Source organism: Botryobacter ruber, from assembly GCF_003347595.2.
Taxonomy (GTDB): domain Bacteria; phylum Bacteroidota; class Bacteroidia; order Cytophagales; family Hymenobacteraceae; genus Pontibacter; species Pontibacter ruber_A.
In genome coordinates, this window is the sequence record NZ_QCZK02000040.1 from 23,432 (window position 1) to 42,303 (window position 18,872).

Sequence of the window (18,872 nt, forward strand, 5' to 3'; positions counted from 1 at the left end):
CTGACGCTAAACTTGCGGCAGTATCATAATCCTAAAACCCCTGAATCTGACGAATCCAGATTCAGACAAATTTAAAATCACAAAAATCATTCAATCCTACCATCAACGGTTCAGATAGTTTACTGCACCTGTCACCATTCCCGCTCCACAACCATGAGCACATTAGCACATTAAAAAATCAGCACATTAACCCCGTTTCATTTCATTCAGCAGCCGCACCGTCATAAACGCCAGCCCGGCGACAACTAGGGCAATGGCAGCCCAGATGATAATTTTTGACGTTGGTGTTTTCCGGTCTGTGGTGGCGGAAACATTTTCGATGTTACCGGTTTGGAGTACAGGCAGGTTTTCCGGTATCTCCTCTTTGAAATAACTTAGCTCATAATCCGGTGTCTTGGCTTTTGCATTGCCGAAACGCAGCACATAGCTTTCTCCAGCTTCCAGGTCAGCGACCAGGTAACGGTTGAGCTGGTAAACTTTTACGGCGGCAATGGTTAACGGCGGATTATCAGCATTTTCAATTTCTATCGTCAGTTCCTCTACCTGCCTGCGCGGGAGCGTAACAGTAGCCGGTTCGTTCGAGTGCAGCACAAACGAAACAGCCGGCGCGACAGCTTCTCTGCGGCGGCGCTTCCGGAAGAGGCCGCGCCTTCGGGGTTGTTCAGCTTTGGTTAGAACTCTTGCCTGCCGGTAGTACAAGGCAGGTGCCGTGATGTCGAACTCCAGCCGCTCGGGGTACACCGGCAGTGGAAATAGCAGGTGCAGGTAAGTTTTTTTGGTAGCGGCGCTGTCGGTGCGGGAAATCTTTTGATGCGGCACCAGTGTGTACTTGCCACTTTCGGTAAAGGTGTCGTAGTAGCCGGCTTTCAGGATGTTGAGCGGTGCGCTGGTGGAATCGTTGAGCTGCAGGCGGAAGAATTTGTAATCGCTCAGCGGGAAATCGAGCAGCTTTACTTCGGCGGTGCCTTCGGTATTTTCAATCGCATACAGCACATCCTGCGCCTTCAGTACATACCAGTCCTGTTGATTATCGCTGCCGCTGAGCGCTACCTTTTTCTGTACGTCGGCATTGCGGATAAGCAGGCTGATGTTGTTGATCTTGCGTTGTTCCGGGTTGGCGATGATGAGTTCGGAACAGCAGCCGGTTTGGTGGGTGTAGGAGAGAATATTATAGGGTCGGAAAAGCCTCCGGTACTGCACCGGTTCCTCCGTCCGCAACAGGTACGGCACCTCCTCCCCTGCCGTATTGTACAGGCGAAGGTCTGCAAAACCTGCCTCAGCATACCCGGTTACCTCCGGCGACAACAGGATACGGTGATAGCCACTTTCCGCAACCGGGGCAACAGGCGCCTGCCAGTTGAACTTCTGGGCAGCAGCACCAAAGCAGCTCACCAGGAACAACAGTAGCAGCAGTAGCTTAAAGCGGCTGTTCATGGGCATGAGTATCATCGGAAGAAGCAGCTTTATCATCCTCTAAAATTAACACTTTCAGCTTCTGGTACATAAACGACACCACCAGTAAAATCAGGCCCAGGCAAATAAACGCTGCAATCTTACCGCCTTCGGATATGCCCCGGATGTCGAACAGGAACAGCTTGAGCAGCGTGAGGGCAAAGAGCGATAGGGCAATGATGCGGAGCGTCTTGAGTTTGCGCGTCATGCCCAGGTACATGAGCACAAACGAACTGAGGCCCCAGACAAGGGCAAAACCAATCTTCCGCACCTGCGACAACAGCTCATATATCGACGTTCCGGGCTCATAAGCCACCAGCAGAACGAGGTGTTCCATCTCGGCACTCGCCAGGAAAACCGCTACAAAACTCACAAACCACAACGTCACTTTTCCCCACCTCGACTCATAGCCGGACTGTGCCCGCACCGTCCGCAGCACAAACCACATAAAGAACAGCACCAGCCCCAACGACAGGTAATGCAGCACAAAAGAACTTCCGCCGATGTCCCCTCTCAGATAGGTATCGCGGGCACTTATAGCGGCAGGCTGCAGCAGCACCAAATAACTAACGATTGCCGCCACCGCCAGCCAGGCTGCTCCTTTCCGGTATTCCGGTTCAGCCAGGCGCAGGCTGTACAGCAGCAGTCCCGCAACGAAGAGATAGTTGTAGAAGCCTATAACAAAGGTCTTTGAACTGTAACTGATCCCGAAGCGGTCGAGCTGGTAGTACAGCTCGAGCTCCAGCACCAGGTACAGGAACAGGCAAAACGCTGTCCCGACAACCAACCGGTAAAGTTCAGCTGACAAAACTTTTCCAAGCATATAGTCCCCCTCCCGCCGCAACAGGAAAAAGGTTGCTGCCAGTGCCACCACAGCCACTGCACCTGTAATAAAGGCTTTGTTCAGGATAATGGCCAGCGGCTCCGGTTGCGGCACAAAATACAGTTCCCAGTCCATCAGCAAACTGACCGCCATCAGCGCCAGCACCACCACCGAGGCCGCCCGGATCAGGCTGATACCCGACCGCTGCGACAGCCACAGCAGCAGCACCGCCTCCAGCGCCCAGAACAGCGTGATGTAGTTCCCCTCCAGTTGCACCGGCGCCACCAAGCTCAGGAAGGTCAGCACCAGCCCGATGAGCAGGTACACCAGGTTACGGTCGGCTTTCCGGTTGCGGTACAGCAGGTACGCGAACAGGAAATTGAACCCGGCAATGGCTGCTGTGAATAATCCTTTGTAGGCGGCGCCTCCCGCCATATACTGCAGCACATACATCCCCGCCGCATAGTACAGGAAGGTGTTGCTGAGCAGCATCATGATTTCCGGGGCCGTAAACTGCCGCCGCTCTTTAATGTTGTTGATGATGTTCATCAGGAAGAACACCAGGTAAAAGATAGTGGCAAAAAACAAGGCCCCTGCATAAGGCGGGTCCGGTGTATCGATAACGCGGGTGGTGAGCCAGCCGCTGTACAGGATGATGGTAAAAACGTAAGCGATGATGTGCAGCAGGTTCCACTTCTTGAAGTAAGCCAGCACCAGGATGCCCAGGTTCAGGATGAGTACAAACGTAAACAGCACCACATAATTACCTTCGCCGGTGCTCACCATAAACGGGCTCCCGAAACCGCCCACCAGCGCCAGCACCGCCAGCTCTATCCGGTCGTAGGCTACCGAGAGGAAAATCGTAAAGCCCGTGATGCCCACCATCAGCAGGAATGCCGCCGTTTGCCCGAAGAGCTGGTACTCATGAAACGCAATGGCAATCGTAAAATACAGCACCGCCATACCGCCGCCCACCAACACCGAACTGAAAGCTTTAAAGTCGCGGCGCAGCCGGTGCGCCACCCCCAGCAGCGCGCCGCCCGCCAGTATCCCGATCGCCACACGCCCCACTTCGTTTATCCAGTCCTGGTCGATGGCATATTTCACAAAAAAGCCGATGCCCAGTACCAGGATCGCAATCCCGATTTTATTGATCAGGTTCTCGCCGACAAACTTCTCCCAATCCGGATTCCGCTCAAAGAAAGATGGCTTGGGAGGTGCGGGAGGCGGCACGACACGTGGTGGGGGCACAGGAGCAGCTGCCGGTGGCGTAGCCGAAAAAGCAGCCGCAGGTTCAGCCATAGCAGGTACGGCAGGTTCTTTCAGCGGCAGCTCTTTTCCCAGAGCGACTGGAGCCGGTCGCGGTGCCGCAGGGGGCGGTGTTGGCACAACCGGTGGTGTTGCCGGCCTGGCAGGTGCAGCCTGTTCCCGGGCAGCCGGAATGGTCGCAGCGGCAGTACCGGTTGTTGCGGATGCTTCCCCCAGCTGCTCCCGCAGGCTTCGTACTTCGTTCCGCAGCTGCGTTACTTCTTCATTCCGGTCATCAAGCCTTTGCAGAATCCGGTTTCCGAACCACCACAACAAAATCAGAAGTATAAGCAGCAGAAAAATTTCCATGATACGGGCCTGTGTTCAGTAGCCTATATTACAGATTTTCTTTGTGATATTAAAATGAAGCGTAACCTCCGTTGCGGCTGAACCTATAGCACCACAGCGTTCAACTGTCGGGCAAATTCTTCCGAGAACAAAGCTGCGCCTTTGTAATTAAGATGCGTGTTGTTGTAGAACAGTTCCGGATTCTGGCAGATGGTGCTCCTGGTGAAATCAAAAAAATAGTTCTCCTCTCCTGCCAGCTGCCGGTATATTACCCGTAGTTTTGGGAGAAAAGCCATTCTATGCTGTCCTTCCACAAAGATGGGGGTTAACACCAGTACGGCCTTTTTTCCTTTTGCATTTATCTCCCTTATTTTTTGGGCATAAAGTGCAATGCTGGCCGTATCAATTTCTTCTGGTATCCTTCCTTGTTGCAAGCGTGCCTGCGCTTTCCAGGTTCTATGTTCCGGAGAGAAACCCTTCTGTTCTTCTACAGTTTGTGCTTTACCCAGCAATCCCTGCAGGGCAGCCTGGTAATACGCTTTGTTGTAGATACTGAAGCTATAGAAAGGAGCATATTTCAGTCGCCAGGTTAAAGCAGGATCAAGCGCATACAAGCTGTTATAGATCAACTCATTGTCTAAATGATGTCGGAATTTATAAACTTCATACAGCTGGTTCCTTGCAGCCAACTCGCTTGCAGTACCTGCCAGTACGATAATATCAGCTTTCGCATAGCTCAGGTACTCGCTCAGCACCCCGTGATATTGCGGTAAGGTTGTTCCGTTTAAACCAAAATTATAGCACTCCAGGCCGGTAATGTTACTGATTATAGCAGGATCGAAATGTACCAGGGCTACAGAAGAACCAAAAACGGCAACGTCAGCATCCAGCTCATGACTGATGATACCATTAACCTTCCCGACTTCTCCTTTCCTGTTTTGTTTTATGCCATGCTGCATTGTTACCTCCAGCAACAGCAGGAAACAAAAGAGCAGCACGAAGAAGAGCAACATGCTGCCCAATTTCCGGTACTCAGCGGTGCGGCTAGCAACCTTAGAACTGGAAGTAGATGAACTCATTTGTCTCAAAGGCTCCTAAAAATAAAATCACCAGAATAAGCAGGTAGCTCAGCGACCACCGGACAACAAGCGGCTTCTCCCGCAGATAAGCCCTGATGCTGATAACAGACTGTATCTTTTCCACCGTCAGCAGCAAACCGATCATCAACAGCATGTAGAAAAACTTCAGGTAACTGTCGAACAGGATAACTTTTTGAATAGCGATGGACTGGCGCATCAGTCCTGCCAGTTCCTGCGGTGCATTTACCACCATTTTATTCAGGATATACCAGGCATCGGTTACAGTATTCGCTCTGAAAAACAGGAAAGCCAGGCTTACCAGGGCAAACGTAGTTCCTATTTGTAGAATGGTGTACAACTTCGGCTGCTTGTCCACTTTTAGTAAGTATACCAGCTTGTTTCGCTGCGGTTCTGTCTGGATGGCGAACAGCAGGTAAAAACCATGCAAGGCGCCCCAGATCAGGAAGGTCCAGTTCGCACCGTGCCAGAGCCCGCTGATCACAAACGTGAGAAAGAGGTTGTAATACCAGCGCCACTTAACTACCCGGTTGCCACCCAAGGGGATGTAGACATAGTCCCGGAACCAGGTAGAGAGGGAAATGTGCCAGCGGCTCCAGAACTCGCGGACAGACCTGGCGAAAAAAGGCCTCCTGAAATTTTGCATCAGGTTAATTCCCATTACCTGCGCCGCGCCAATAGCGATGTCGGAATAGCCGGAAAAGTCGCAGTAAATCTGGAAGGAGAAGAAAATAGTTGCCACGGCCAGCCCCAGGCCACTGTACTCAGCCGGTTCGTTATATGCCTGGTTCACCACCACCGCCAGCCGGTCGGCAATGACCAGTTTTTTAAAGAAACCCCAGGCCATCAGCTTCAGCCCGTCCGATAGCTGCTGATAGTTAAACTCGTGGCGCTCCCGGAGCTGGGACAGCAGGTTGCCGGCACGTTCTATAGGGCCAGCCACCAGTTGTGGGAAAAACGTAACAAAGAGCGCAAACCGGCCCAGGTGCTTTTCGGGTTGTATCCGGCCATAGTACACATCGATGGAGTAGCTCATGGTCTGGAAGGTGTAAAAGGAGATGCCCATGGGCAGCAGCAGTTCAAGGGCAGGTACGGCGTAATCTATACCAAACAGCACAGCCAGATCGTTTGCCGCCATACCAAAAAAGCCGAAGTACTTAAAGGAAAACAGGATACCCAGGTTAGACACCAGACTCAGCCAGAGCCACGGCTTCCGTTTATGCTGATCGTTGTTGCTATAGCGCCCCATCATGCGGCTGCACCCGTAATCCACCAGCGTGGAAATGATGAGCAGCAGGATGTATTCGGCACGCCAGAACATGTAGAAAACATAGCTGGCCACCAGCAACAGCAGCCACCGGAAACGGTGCGGCAACAGGAAGTAGAGAAAAACTACTGTCGGGAAAAAGACAAGAAACTCGAAGGAGTTAAAAAGCACTTGAATACACGGTTAAGTAAGCGCTAAGTTGTACAAACTTTTTCAGGAATAAAACCTGCCTGCACAAAAAAGCCCTGCCATCGCTGGCAGGGCTTTTCCTGAAAATGAGATCGGATTACTTTGCAGCTTTGTAGCGACGTGCTACTTCGTCCCAGTTTACTACATTCCAGAACGCGCTGATGTAGTCCGGGCGACGGTTCTGGTAGTGCAGGTAGTACGCGTGTTCCCACACATCCAGGCCCAGGATTGGCTGACCGCCGCATCCTTCTGCAAACGGCATCAGGGTGTTGTCCTGGTTCGGTGTAGAGCAAACTTCCAGCTTGCCGCCTTTTACGCAAAGCCATGCCCAGCCGGAACCGAAACGGGTAGCAGCAGCAGCATTGAATTTCTCTTTAAACTGGTCGAAAGAACCAAAAGCGGAGTTGATAGCTTCTGCCAGTTCGCCGGATGGCTGGCCGCCACCGTTTGGAGAAAGAATTTCCCAGAACAGGTTGTGGTTGTAGTAGCCACCGCCGTTGTTGCGTACCACTTTGTTGTCGGCAGGAATGCTGGTTAAAATTTCTTCGATAGACTTACCTTCCAGGTCAGTGCCTTGAATTGCGTTGTTCAGGTTGGTCGTATACGCCTGGTGGTGCTTGGTATGGTGAATCTCCATGGTGCGGGCATCGATGTGCGGCTCCAGGGCGTCGTAAGCATAAGGTAATTTTGGAAGTTCAAAAGCCATAGTTTTATATATTTTTATAAGTGGAAAATCGTATCCGTGCAGATTTACAGTGTACGTATACATTCAAAAACTTAGTTTCAAATATAGCTAATTTCTTTTACTTGAAAAGAATGTCGTCATAAGATCGGCACATTCCTGGGCCATCACACCGCTTACCATTTCGGTGCGGGGGTGCAGCAGGTTGGCTCCCACACGCCGGTAGCCCCGCTTGGGTTCGGAGGCTCCAAACACCACCCGCTTCAGCTGCGCCCAGTAACTGGCTCCGGCACACATCACACAGGGCTCCACGGTTACATAAAGGGTGCAGTCGTGCAGGTATTTGTTGCCCAGGTATTCGGCAGCGGCTGTAAAGGCAATCATCTCGGCGTGGGCCGTTACATCGTTCAGCTTTTCGGTCTGGTTGTAGGCTTTGGCAATGATGCGGTTATTGGCTACGATCACGGCCCCGATCGGAATCTCACCTTCTTCCAGGGCATACTGCGCCTGCCGGTACGCCTCCTGCATAAAGTATTCGTCACTGTAGAGCGATAAAAATTCCATAGTTTTTGAAAATGCGACACCCGAAGGTATAAAAAAAGGCCCTCCTGCAAAAGGAGCGCCCCTTAAATTAAACAAACAGCTATTACTTTATTTTAATCGAATTCATGATGTCGCGTGCCGTTGGCTGCCACTCTTTTTTCAGTATAAAGGGCGTGTGCAGTGTAAAAATAAGCAACTGGTTGCCCTGGATGGTGTACTGGATGGTGCTGTACTTCTGCACAGGCGCCAGCGTGCTTCCCGCCCGCTGATCGGCCAAAGTCGACACAAATTCAAACACAATAAAATCCTGGCCCTTTATCTTCACTACTTCGTCGCGGATAAAATCGACTTTGGTAAAGGTCTCGAGCAGCGACGCTTTGTAAAACTCGCGCAGCATGTTCAGGTCGCTGGGTTTAAACTGCGAGCGCTTTTGGGTTACGCTGAAGTCAATCTGCCCGTTAGGACTGGTGTAAACGGCTAAGGGTTTGGTGGGGGCAGGGTACTTCCGGGCAATGCCGTCGTCGGGCAGGGGCGTAAAATCCTGCGGCAGCATCACGCTGATTTCTTTGGTGATCTGTACCTTTTTCAGCTTGGTGTCGGCAAGGGCTGCGCCTGTCAGCAGAATAATGGCTAATAAGGCAATAAATCGAATATTCATAGGGTTGGTATGCGGTGCTGTCAAATCAGTTTGTTTCAGAGCTACAGTGCTCTATTAAGCAATTACTTTGCCAAAGCAGTAACGGCAGGAACATATATAGTATTGTGCCTATAACCTTTTTTACGGCAACTGTCGTTTATAAAGGCTGGCAGCCGGAAAAGCTGCTGTATGTAACACAGGAACAAACATTTTTATTATGCTGGAAGACATCATTAACCAGGTAAAAGGGCAGCTAACCGGAGAGCTGCAAAACAAGTATCAACTGGCCCCTGACAAAGCTAACCGGTCGGTGGAGCTGGCCAAAGACAACCTGACAAACGGGCTGAAGCAGGAAGCTACCAAAGGCGACTTCAGCGGTATTATGAACCTGCTCAAAGGCAAAACCGCCCCCACAGAACATCCGGCCGTTAACGGGATCATCCAAAACTACATCAACGACCTGACCACAAAACTCGGCATACCGGAGCAGGTGGCCAGGCAGGTGGGGCCGTATGTGGTGACTTTCCTTATGCAGAAGTTTGCCGGTAAAGTTACCAGCGAAGGCATGGGCCAGTCGGACATTATGGGCATGCTGGGCGGTGGCTTAACCGATAAAATAACCAAAGGCCTGGGCGACAAACTGGGCGGCTTGTTTAAGTAATCTAACCTGAGCTCCTTGCCCTGGAAAGGCAAAGGCTGAAACATAAATTCAGAAAGCTGAAGTTATTCCGGTAAACAGGAGTGGCTTCAGCTTTTTTTATTCGCCATTTGCGCTCTCCTTCTTCTCCTGAAGAGCAGCAGAGGCTGTGGTGGCTGGTGCAGCAGAACGAAAACAGCCGTAATTTGCATGACGCGCCAGAAGTATTTACTTTTGCGGCGCTATACATCTGCAAGCACTGTCTTTACCTTCTGCTTCGGATACCAAGCCTGTTTATACATTACCATCCTATGTCTGAAAGTATAGAAGCGCTCCTTCTGAAGTTCCTGAAATTTGGCCTGGTGGGCGTGTCAGGAACCGTAATAGACTTCGGGATAACCTATCTTGCCAAAGAGAAGCTGCGGTGGAACAAATACATAGCCAACAGCTGTGGCTTTGTAGTGGCAGTCACCAACAACTACATCCTCAACCGCATCTGGACCTTCCATAACACCGACCCGGAAATTGGCTGGCAGTTCAGTAAGTTTGCGGTGGTGGCTCTAGGCGGCCTGTTTCTCAACAACCTGATCCTGTATTTACTTACCGAACGGGCACGGCTCAACTTTTATGTTGCCAAACTGGGCGCTACGCTGCTCGTGGTGCTCTGGAACTTCGGATTAAATTACCTGTACACGTTCCGGTAGCACCTGAAATCTGGGGTACTTTGCAGCTTTTTATCAACTAACTGCGCCACAGCATCCCTTTTCTGGCAGTATTACTACAGGTTTCGCTACATATTCCCTTCTGTAAGACAGCTTTAAACTTACAAATTATTACATTTGTGCAAAATTATACCTGGCACTAACAAACTTTAAAGAATATATGCTCCGAACACATACTTGCGGTGAATTGCGAATAGCCAATGCTGGTGACGAAGTTACACTGGCCGGCTGGGTACAGCGCCTTCGTGATAAGGGCGGTATGCTCTGGATTGACCTCCGCGACCGCTACGGCATTACGCAACTTAGCTTTGAGGAAGGCGTTACCGACCCTCAGTTATTTGAGCAGGCACGTGCCCTGGGCCGCGAATTTGTGATACAGGCAACCGGCAAGGTGGTGGAACGTTTCTCGAAGAACGATAAAATTCCTACTGGCGAAATCGAGGTGAAGGTAACAAAGCTGGAGGTGCTGAACCCGGCCAAGCTGCCGCCTTTCCTGATCGAAGACGAAACCGACGGCGGCGACGACCTGCGCATGAAGTACCGCTACCTGGACCTGCGCCGCGCACCTGTGCGCCGCAACCTGGAGCTGCGCCACCGCATGATGCGCGAAACCCGCAACTACCTCGACAGCCTCAACTTTATCGAGGTGGAAACGCCGGTGCTGATCAAGTCCACGCCGGAAGGCGCCCGCGACTTTGTGGTGCCGAGCCGCATGAACCCGGGCGAATTTTATGCACTGCCGCAGTCACCACAGACGTTCAAGCAGCTCCTCATGGTGTCTGGCTTCGACAAGTATTTCCAGATTGTAAAATGCTTCCGCGACGAAGACCTGCGCGCCGACCGCCAGCCGGAGTTTACCCAAATAGACTGCGAGCTGTCGTTTGTGACACAGGAGGACATCCTGAATACCTTCGAAGGCCTGGCAGTACACCTGTTTGACAAGGTGCGTGGCGTTAAGATAGAAAAACTGCCCCGCATGACCTATGCCGACGCCATGAAGTACTACGGCTCCGACAAGCCCGACACCCGCTTCGGGATGCGCTTTGTGGAGCTGAACGAGGTGGTAAAAAACAAAGGCTTTAAGGTGTTTGACGATGCAGAACTGGTAGTAGGTATCAACGCCAAAGGAGCAGCAACGTATACCCGCAAGCAACTCGACGAGCTGACCAACTTCGTGAAGCGTCCGCAGATAGGCGCTACCGGCCTGGTGTATGCCCGTGTAGGTGAAGACGGCAGCGTGAAATCGTCAGTAGATAAATTTTACTCCCCTGAAGACCTGCAAGCCTGGGCTGCTGCTTTCGAGGCAGAACCAGGTGATTTGCTGCTGGTATTAGCAGGACCGGAAGCAAAAACCCGCAAGGCTCTGAACGAGCTTCGCCTGGAGGTAGGTGAGCAGCTTGGCCTCCGCGACAAAAATGTATTCTCGCCGCTGTGGGTAGTAGACTTCCCGCTGCTGGAGTGGGACGAGGAGACGCAGCGTTACCACGCCATGCACCACCCGTTCACGTCGCCAAAGCCAGAGGACATGCACCTGATCGAAACCGATCCGGGCGCCATACGGGCAAATGCCTACGACATGGTAATAAATGGTGTGGAAGTAGGCGGCGGATCTATCCGTATCCACGACCGTGGGGTGCAGGCGCAGATGTTCAAGTTGCTGGGCTTTACAAAAGAAGAAGCCGAAGCCCAGTTCGGCTTCCTGCTGAGCGCTTTTGAATACGGCGCACCGCCACACGGTGGACTGGCTTTTGGTTTCGACAGGCTTTGCTCCCTGTTCGGCGGCTCCGACTCCATCCGCGACTACATCGCCTTCCCGAAAAACAACTCCGGCCGCGATGTAATGATAGACGCACCTTCGCCTGTTTCCGAAGCGCAGCTCGACGAACTGAACATCCGCCTGAAGGAGCTGGAAACGAAGAAGTAAGAAAAGTAAAATTCAGCTGATAAGAGGCCTGTTGTACCCAGTGTGCAGCAGGCCTTTTTTTGACCGTTGATGGTAGGATGAAATGATTTTTGTGATTTTATTTTAGTCTGAACCTTTGATTTACGGTGATTAAAATGATTTTTGTGATTTTTTGTTTGTCTGAATCAGGATTTACGGATTTTAAGAATTTTCAGGATTAGGTTTGTCTGAACAAGATTAAGAAGATTTAAGGAGTAACAGGATTGAAATTGTTTGTGGCCCGTGCAGGAGTAGACGCGGGCACCGCGTCTCTACAGATCATAATACCCAGCCTCTCTACCTTTCTGTTACAGGGTTGAAAATCTTCAACCCCTACAAAATTTCTACCTCTCTACTTCTCTACCTCCTAAACTCTCTAACTCCTAAACTCCTAAACTCCCAAACTCCTAAGCTGCCTGGTCTATTCCTTTTTCCCGCACGTCCTGGTAATAGTTGCAGATGCCGTTAAGCACGCAGGCTTCGCATTTGGGTTTGTGCCAGGTGCAGATGCGCTGCCCGTGCCAGAGCAGGTGGATGTGGAAGTTGTACAGCACCACCGGGTCCGGGGGAAGCATGTGTAGCAGGAGCGTGTGTGCTTTGTTGGCTGTTACTTTGGCCCCGATCAGCCCGACGCGCTGGCTTACCCGGAACACGTGCGTGTCTACGGGCAGCACCGGTTTTTTGTAGTTAAAGAGCAACAGCAAGCTTGCCGTTTTCAGGCCCACGCCGGGCAGTTTCGTGAGCCAGGCCAGCGCCTCTTCTGCCGGCATATCCTGCAGGAAATCAATGTTTATCTCACCACGTTCTTCTTTTATGAGGCGCAGCGTTTCCTGTATGCGCGGGGCTTTCTGCTCCGGGTAACGCGAGGTGGCAATGGCTTTGGCCAGTTCATCTGCAGGTGCATTCATCACCCCTTCCCAGTCGCCGAACTGCTCCAGCATGCGGTAGTAAGCTTTTTCTTCGTCGGCGTGGGTGGTGCGGTGCGAGAGCATCGTCGAGATGAGTTCGTGCATGGGCGTACGGCGGCTTTCGAGCTTCAGCACCTTGTAGGCATCGTTCAGGAGCTCGTGTGTTTGCAGCGTCTTTTCTTTTGGGAGTAGTTCGTGCGCGTCCATCAGCAGGCAAGTTTAGTCCTGTTTTGTACGTGCACCTGCTTCTATCTGTTGAAGCATCCTTTCTGCAGTTCCTGCCACTATACCCATACCTGCTCCTTAAAATTTAGATTTATTTCTAAAGTCCCTTATAAAAACTGTATTTTTTACACAACTATTTGCAATGTAAAACGCTATAACATTCGGAATAAAGGGCGAACATTTTACTTTTTTTATGCAGATTAAATTTTTAGGGACCGGCGGAGCCTTTGATGTAGATTATCTTAACTCCGCTGCCTTATTAGAATTCAAAGACAAAACCATCTTACTCGACTGTGGTTTTACGGTTTATCCTACGCTTGTACAGAAAAACCTTGTCAGCAAAATAGATTACATCCTGCTCACGCACCTGCACAACGACCACACCGGCTCGCTGGCAAGCCTGCTGCTTCACAGGCATATTATCGAAAAGCGGGATCGGCTCTCCCTGCTCTATTCTTCGGAACAGTTCAGGATGCAGATTCAGGAGTTGCTGGAGATTCAGCTAAAAGATTCGGAGAAGTATGTAGAATTTGTACCGCTGGATCAGTTTGAAGGGATAAGGGTAATAGATACCTATGGGCAACATTCCGAAGGTATGCAATCGTATGCCTATATTTTCGACGACAACACCCGTATTGCCTATTCCGGCGACCTGGCCAGGCCCGACGTGCTTTTTGAGCGGCTGGAGAAACTGCCCCAGTTGCCAACCTGTGTTTTTCATGACATCACCTTCGATGCCGAAAACACGGGCCACGCCTACTATAAAAAGCTATTACCTTACCTCAATGGCTACAAAACCTATGGTTACCATTGCGACCCTACCAAGAACCCTCCGGACAACCCCATCCGGCTGGTCTTTTATGAAAAAAGCCTGATGGCCTGATAGCACTGCAGCTGCCACCACAACCACTGCTTCACTTCAATTATTAGCATGGGCGTTGAAGATGAAGTTGCCTGCTCAGGTTGTTTATAACCTTCCTGCAAGGAACAGCAGTGGTTGTGGTGGCAGCTGCAGCAGCACAAAAAAAACCGGCCATGCCCGAAGGCATGGCCGGTTAAGAATCTCAAACGCTTTATATTACTTCAGCTCGCCTCTTTCAGCAGCTTTCTTCATTTCTTCGCTTGCAAAAATCGCGATTTCAACGCGCCTGTTCTGCTGACGACCGGAAGCTGTGCTGTTGTCAGCTACTGGCTGGTCGAAGGCATAGCCTTTGGTCTGGATGCGGCTGCGCTCTACTCCCAACGAGGTAGCATAGTTGGCAACCGCCTGGGCACGACGCTCCGAAAGGCCCTGGTTATATTCCCGGGTACCGGTATTGTCGGTATGGCCTTCTACCAGGATATTTGTTCCCGGATACTTCTTCAGGGTTTCGGCCAGCTTGGCAATTTCGGTACGCGCGCTAGGCTGTAACTCCGTAGAGTTGGTTGCAAACAGGATACCGGAATCAAACGTTACCTGGATACCCTCGCCTACACGCTCTACTTTGGCATTTTCCAGCTCACGCTCCAGTTCCTCAGCCTGCTTATCCATCCGGCGTCCGATTACAGCACCCGTGGCACCACCCACCGCAGCACCAATAATGGCACCCGCAGCAGTATTACCGGCTCTGTTACCGATTACACCACCAATAACTGCGCCTGTGCCAGCTCCGATTATACCTCCTTTGGTTGTTTTACTCATACCCTTGTCTTCTCCACCGGTGCTGGCAGTGGTACCAGACTGACTGGAACTGCAGGAAGTGGATAACATGCCCAGGATGGCGAAAACTGACAAATAGATTTTTAATTTTTTCATACTTTTCATTTTTGATCTTATTAGTTCGAACTATATCGGTTCAATGCGTAATACTTAAGTTTTAGCAAAATGTTCGGTCCGGGGCAGCTGCCCTTCGATTATTTTTCTGGCTGTTCACCGCTGTAATTCCAGTTACTTACTGGCTTTCAAACGCTTATAACCATTATTAAAAGCTTTAACGGCTGAAACAAAGTTTAGGTTTATGCGTGGTGATGCAGACGATTGTGCCTGGCTACACCATTCAGCTAAAAAAAGCGCCTGCTACCGAACGATAGCAGGCGCCCCCTGTATTGTTAATATAGGATGCTTATTTTAGTTCGCCTCTCTCAGCAGCCTGCTTCAGCTCCTCGTTGGCAACGATAATGATTTCGACGCGGCGGTTTTGCTGGCGGCCTTCTGCCGTGGTGTTCTCTGCGATAGGCTGATCAAAGGCATATCCTTTGGCTTGCATACGCGACGCATCTACACCGCGCATTTTGGCATAGTTTGCTACTGCCTGGGCACGACGCTCCGAAAGGCCCTGGTTCAGTTCGCGGGTACCGGTGTTGTCGGTGTGGCCCTCTATAATAATGTTGGTGCCGTCATATTTCTGAAGCGTTTCGGCCAGTCGGTCTATATCGCGTTTGGCGCCTGCACTTAGCTCGGCTGAGTTTACGGCAAAGAGGATACCCGAATCGAAGTTAACACGAATTGCCTCGCCCACACGCTCTACCTTTGCACCTTCCATGCTTTTCTCCAGTTCTTCGGCCTGCTTATCCATCCGACGACCGATTACGGCGCCGGTGGCACCACCCACGGCAGCTCCAATAATGGCTCCTGCGGCAGTATTGCCCATCCTGTTACCGATCACGCCTCCCAGCACAGCACCGGTACCGGCGCCAATCACGCCACCTTTTGTTGTTTTAGACATGCCCGGCTTGTTGCTGCCGGTAGTGGCTGTTTCGGTTGTTGAACCGGTGGTAGTCGATCTGTTTTCGGAAGAAGCGACAGGTCGCGACGACTGGCAGGATGTGAACAGCATGGTAGCTGCCAGAAAAGAGGTCAAGGATAATTTTACAATTTTCATGTGTTTGGTTTTTATTATTGTTTGTTTTGGTTTTGTTGTTTGAGCAGCGATAAACCGGTGCCTGAATAGCTCTTTGCAATACTGGTGCCAAACTTACGCCTGCAACGGCTAAACCCGCCTTAGTAATTAAATACCGGAATAATACATTTTTTGATCAAATAAAAAGCCCGACAGTATAACTGCCAGGCTTGCAAAATATTGTGTACAATCTATATATCAGGATGCTTTTGCTACAGTTTTTTGTGGTTTAGGAGCAGCCGGCTGGTCTGCCTGGGCAGGTAAAACCATCTTTAACAGGTCGCTGAGCTTTTGTTTCAGTTCTTTGCGGTCTACAATAAAATCCAGGAAGCCATGTTCGAGCACAAACTCCGAACTCTGGAAATCTTTTGGCAGGTCTTTGCCTATGGTTTCTTTTATAACGCGAGGGCCTGCAAAACCAATAAGTGCGCCCGGCTCGGCAATATTAAAGTCGCCCAGCATGGCATACGAAGCTGTTACACCACCAGTCGTAGGGTCTGTCAGCAACGAGATGTACGGCAGTTTTTCTTCGGCCAGTAAAGCCAGTTTGGCAGAGGTTTTGGCCATCTGCATCAGCGAATAGCCGGCTTCCATCATACGGGCACCACCCGATTTGGAAATCATCAGGAAAGGCAGACGGTTCTTACGGGCATAGTCTATGGCACGGGCAATTTTCTCACCTACTACCGATCCCATGGAACCGCCTATGTAAGCGAAGTCCATACAGGCTATTACCAGTTCCTGACCGTTTATTTTGCCATGCGCGGTACGAACGGCATCTTTCAGACCGGTTTTCTGCTGCGTGGTTTTGGTGCGGTTGGGGTAAGGTTTTGTATCCACAAAATGAAGCGGATCTGCCGACGACATGCCGGCATCCAGTTCTGCAAACTGGTTCCCGTCGAACAGGATGGCGAAATATTCTTCAGACCCAATGCGGTCGTGGTAGTTGCATTTAACGCAAGTATTCAGATTCTTGCGGTGCTCTGCCATGCTGGTTACTGTTTTGCAATCGGGGCACTTATACCACAAGCCGTCCGGAGTTTCCTTCTTCTCTTCGGTTGGGGTGATAATTCCTTTTTCTACTCGTTTAAACCAAGGTATCATATAGTGATAGCGTGCTTACAACACATTTAGGATTTCTGATATAAACTCTGCCAATTTGCTGGAATACAGAAAGTATAACAAGCAACACACCTGCTCCCGAAACTTATTGAGCCTCTGAAAAGCGGGTCGTAAATTTAGTTAATATTCCGGAGTTCTGCTACAGGTTATGCAATTGTAATTTCTTTTGCCAGATAAACGTCCTGAACAGCGTTTAACAGCGCTACGCCATCCGAAAAATCTTTCTGAAATGCTTTCCGGCCCAGTATCAGTCCCATACCCCCGGCCCGCTTGTTGATGACAGCTGTACGAACCGAGTCCTGCAGATCTGATCCTCCGGACTCGCCTCCGGAATTTATCAGGCCGGCGCGCCCCATGTAGCAGTTGGCCACCTGGTAGCGGGTAAGGTCGATGGGGTTGTTGCTGGACAACTCGCTGTACATGCGTTTGTCGGACTTGGAGAAGCCGATGGCGGTAAAGCCGCCGTTATTGGTCGGCAGTTTCTGCTTGATGATATCGGCCTGGATGGTAACGCCCAGGTGGTTGGCCTGCCCAGTAATGTCGGCAGCAGTATGGTAGTCGATGTCTCCTTTTTTAAAGGCGCTGTTGCGGGTGTAGCACCACAAAATGGTGGCCATGCCCAATGCGTGTGCCTGCTCAAACGCCTCCGACACCTCCATGATCTGCCGCGACGATTCTTCCGACCCAAAATAAATGGTAGCACCTACGGCAGCGGCACCCAGGTTCCAGGCATCTTCCACCGAACCAAACATGATCTGGTTGTACTTGGTAGGATAAGTAAGCAACTCGTTGTGGTTGATCTTTACCACAAACGGAATTTTGTGGGCATACTTCCGCGACAGCATAGCCAGGTTGCCAAAGGTAGTGGCTACGGCATTACAACCGCCTTCCATGGCCAGCTTTAAGATATTTTCCGGGTCGAAATAAATCGGGTTAGGAGCAAACGAGGCTCCCGCTGTATGTTCTATGCCCTGGTCTATCGGCAGGATAGAGAGATAGCCCGTGCCGGCCAGGCGACCATGATCGAACAACTGCTGCAGGTTGCGCAACACCTGCGGGCTCCGGTTAGACTGGGCAAAGATGCGGTCTACAAAGTCGGGGCCGGGCAGGTGCAACTGCTCTTTTGCGAAGGTTTTGCTTTCATGCTCCAGCAGCGTACCGGCATCAGCGCCCAGCAAAGAAACTATGTTATCGTATGCCATAGGTTTACTCCTTTTAATGAGAATGAGAAAGATAAATAACAGGTTAACAGCCAGTGCTTCCGCAACTACATTTGTTACAATTTCCTGACTACCTTTTATATACCTTAACCTCACCAAAATGTTAAGTTAAATTACGGCACTACACCCCTTACTGCTATTTCCGCCGCGAAACAAGCATCCGAAACAGCCAGTGCAGGCGCAACAGGTATCTAAAATGGGGCGAACAGCGTTGATGCAAATAGAACCTAAAACGCAACTGATAACTATGAAAAAATTAGCAAGAACGATCGCGGCCTATTGTATACTGGCATTAGTGTTTGTTGCTTCCTGCTCGCCAACTACGCAGATTACAGGCACCTGGAAAAACCCGAAAGCAACCGGACAACAATACAACCGGGTTCTGGTAGCAGCCCTTACCGACAACGTAAAGGCAAGGCAAGTTGTAGAAGGCGACCTGCAGGCACAACTGCAGCAACGGGGCGTGCATGTTACCAAAAGCATCGACCTTTTTCCGCCTACGGTTATGCGGGAGAGCAATGCAGCCGATGTAATACTGGATAAGGTAAAAGGAGCTGACTTTGATGCCATACTGACTGCAGCCGTTGTAGAAGAAGAAACGGAAACCCGTTATGTGCCGGGCTCTATGTATGGCCCTTATGCGCCCGTTTCACGTTTTGGCTGGTACGGTACCTTCAGAGGCTATTACTCCTACTGGTATCCTACCTTTTACGACCCGGGCTATTACCGCGAAGACAAAATTTATTTCCTGGAAACCAACCTCTACGATGCCGATACCGAAAACCTGCTTTGGTCGGCCCAGTCCAGGAGCTACAACCCCTCGGTCAACAGGGAGTTTTCCGAAGACTTTGCCCGGCTTACCGTAACCAGAATGCGGCAGGATGGCCTGATCCCGTAGGCTGTAAATAGCAGCAGAGGCTGTGGTGGCTGG

The 18,872-nt window shown here is 50.8% G+C and carries 17 protein-coding genes; 5 read left to right on the top strand and 12 right to left on the bottom strand.

Features of this window, described 5'->3' with window-relative positions; genetic code table 11:
* Positions 1–186 precede the first annotated feature (186 nt).
* From DCW36_RS12565 to DCW36_RS12595, 7 genes are all read right to left on the bottom strand, one after another.
* Positions 187–1,470 carry a DUF3999 family protein gene (locus DCW36_RS12565; protein ID WP_114782698.1) on the bottom strand — a complete coding sequence of 428 codons (1,284 nt, stop codon included), beginning with the start codon at positions 1,468–1,470 and terminating at the stop codon, positions 187–189.
* A complete protein-coding gene (locus tag DCW36_RS12570) occupies positions 1,418–3,892 on the bottom strand; it encodes a DUF2339 domain-containing protein (RefSeq protein ID WP_114782699.1) in 2,475 nt (824 codons plus the stop codon). Before DCW36_RS12570 ends, DCW36_RS12565 begins: the two co-directional genes overlap by 53 nt.
* 83 nt (positions 3,893–3,975) lie before the next feature.
* Complete coding sequence (locus tag DCW36_RS12575; protein ID WP_125185418.1) at positions 3,976–4,950, bottom strand: hypothetical protein; 975 nt, start codon at positions 4,948–4,950, stop codon at positions 3,976–3,978.
* Positions 4,925–6,406, bottom strand: a complete 1,482-nt coding sequence (locus DCW36_RS12580; RefSeq protein ID WP_114782701.1) for an MBOAT family O-acyltransferase — start codon at positions 6,404–6,406, stop codon at positions 4,925–4,927. The genes DCW36_RS12575 and DCW36_RS12580 overlap by 26 nt, the downstream gene beginning before the upstream one ends.
* Positions 6,407–6,521: 115 nt before the next feature.
* A complete protein-coding gene (locus tag DCW36_RS12585; RefSeq protein WP_114782702.1) occupies positions 6,522–7,130 on the bottom strand; it encodes a superoxide dismutase in 609 nt (202 codons plus the stop codon).
* Positions 7,131–7,217: 87 nt separating this feature from the next.
* Positions 7,218–7,670: a nucleoside deaminase gene (locus DCW36_RS12590; protein ID WP_164891119.1), complete on the bottom strand. Its 453-nt coding sequence runs from the start codon at positions 7,668–7,670 to the stop codon at positions 7,218–7,220.
* A gap of 82 nt (positions 7,671–7,752) precedes the next feature.
* Positions 7,753–8,307, bottom strand: coding sequence for a hypothetical protein (locus tag DCW36_RS12595; protein ID WP_114782703.1), 555 nt, complete (start codon positions 8,305–8,307; stop codon positions 7,753–7,755).
* Positions 8,308–8,503: 196 nt separating this feature from the next.
* Here DCW36_RS12595 and DCW36_RS12600 point away from each other — a divergent pair, with 196 nt between their 5' ends.
* From DCW36_RS12600 to aspS, 3 genes are all read left to right on the top strand, one after another.
* On the top strand, positions 8,504–8,947 hold the full coding sequence (locus DCW36_RS12600; RefSeq protein ID WP_114782704.1) for a hypothetical protein: 444 nt from the start codon (positions 8,504–8,506) through the stop codon (positions 8,945–8,947).
* Positions 8,948–9,234: 287 nt separating this feature from the next.
* On the top strand, positions 9,235–9,627 hold the full coding sequence (locus tag DCW36_RS12605; RefSeq protein ID WP_114782705.1) for a GtrA family protein: 393 nt from the start codon (positions 9,235–9,237) through the stop codon (positions 9,625–9,627).
* A gap of 178 nt (positions 9,628–9,805) precedes the next feature.
* The gene (gene aspS, locus DCW36_RS12610; protein ID WP_114782706.1) at positions 9,806–11,569 is read left to right on the top strand and encodes an aspartate--tRNA ligase; all 1,764 of its coding nucleotides are present in this window, start codon (positions 9,806–9,808) and stop codon (positions 11,567–11,569) included.
* A 425-nt stretch (positions 11,570–11,994) separates the two neighbouring features.
* Here aspS and DCW36_RS12615 read toward each other — a convergent pair whose 3' ends face one another.
* The gene (locus DCW36_RS12615; RefSeq protein WP_114782707.1) at positions 11,995–12,702 is read right to left on the bottom strand and encodes an endonuclease III domain-containing protein; all 708 of its coding nucleotides are present in this window, start codon (positions 12,700–12,702) and stop codon (positions 11,995–11,997) included.
* A gap of 211 nt (positions 12,703–12,913) precedes the next feature.
* Here DCW36_RS12615 and DCW36_RS12620 point away from each other — a divergent pair, with 211 nt between their 5' ends.
* Entirely contained in the window at positions 12,914–13,603 is a 690-nt protein-coding gene (locus DCW36_RS12620; protein WP_114782708.1) for an MBL fold metallo-hydrolase, read from the top strand.
* Positions 13,604–13,798: 195 nt separating this feature from the next.
* Here DCW36_RS12620 and DCW36_RS12625 read toward each other — a convergent pair whose 3' ends face one another.
* From DCW36_RS12625 to DCW36_RS12640, 4 genes are all read right to left on the bottom strand, one after another.
* Complete coding sequence (locus tag DCW36_RS12625; protein ID WP_240676162.1) at positions 13,799–14,515, bottom strand: OmpA family protein; 717 nt, start codon at positions 14,513–14,515, stop codon at positions 13,799–13,801.
* A gap of 307 nt (positions 14,516–14,822) precedes the next feature.
* Positions 14,823–15,581, bottom strand: a complete 759-nt coding sequence (locus tag DCW36_RS12630) for an OmpA family protein (protein ID WP_240676163.1) — start codon at positions 15,579–15,581, stop codon at positions 14,823–14,825.
* Positions 15,582–15,797: 216 nt separating this feature from the next.
* Positions 15,798–16,703: an acetyl-CoA carboxylase, carboxyltransferase subunit beta gene (gene accD / locus DCW36_RS12635; protein WP_114782710.1), complete on the bottom strand. Its 906-nt coding sequence runs from the start codon at positions 16,701–16,703 to the stop codon at positions 15,798–15,800.
* 164 nt (positions 16,704–16,867) lie between these two features.
* Positions 16,868–17,923: a class I fructose-bisphosphate aldolase gene (locus DCW36_RS12640; protein WP_114782711.1), complete on the bottom strand. Its 1,056-nt coding sequence runs from the start codon at positions 17,921–17,923 to the stop codon at positions 16,868–16,870.
* 265 nt (positions 17,924–18,188) lie between these two features.
* Between DCW36_RS12640 and DCW36_RS12645 the strand changes: the two genes are divergently transcribed.
* On the top strand, positions 18,189–18,839 hold the full coding sequence (locus DCW36_RS12645) for a DUF4136 domain-containing protein (RefSeq protein WP_114782712.1): 651 nt from the start codon (positions 18,189–18,191) through the stop codon (positions 18,837–18,839).
* Positions 18,840–18,872: the final 33 nt, after the last annotated feature.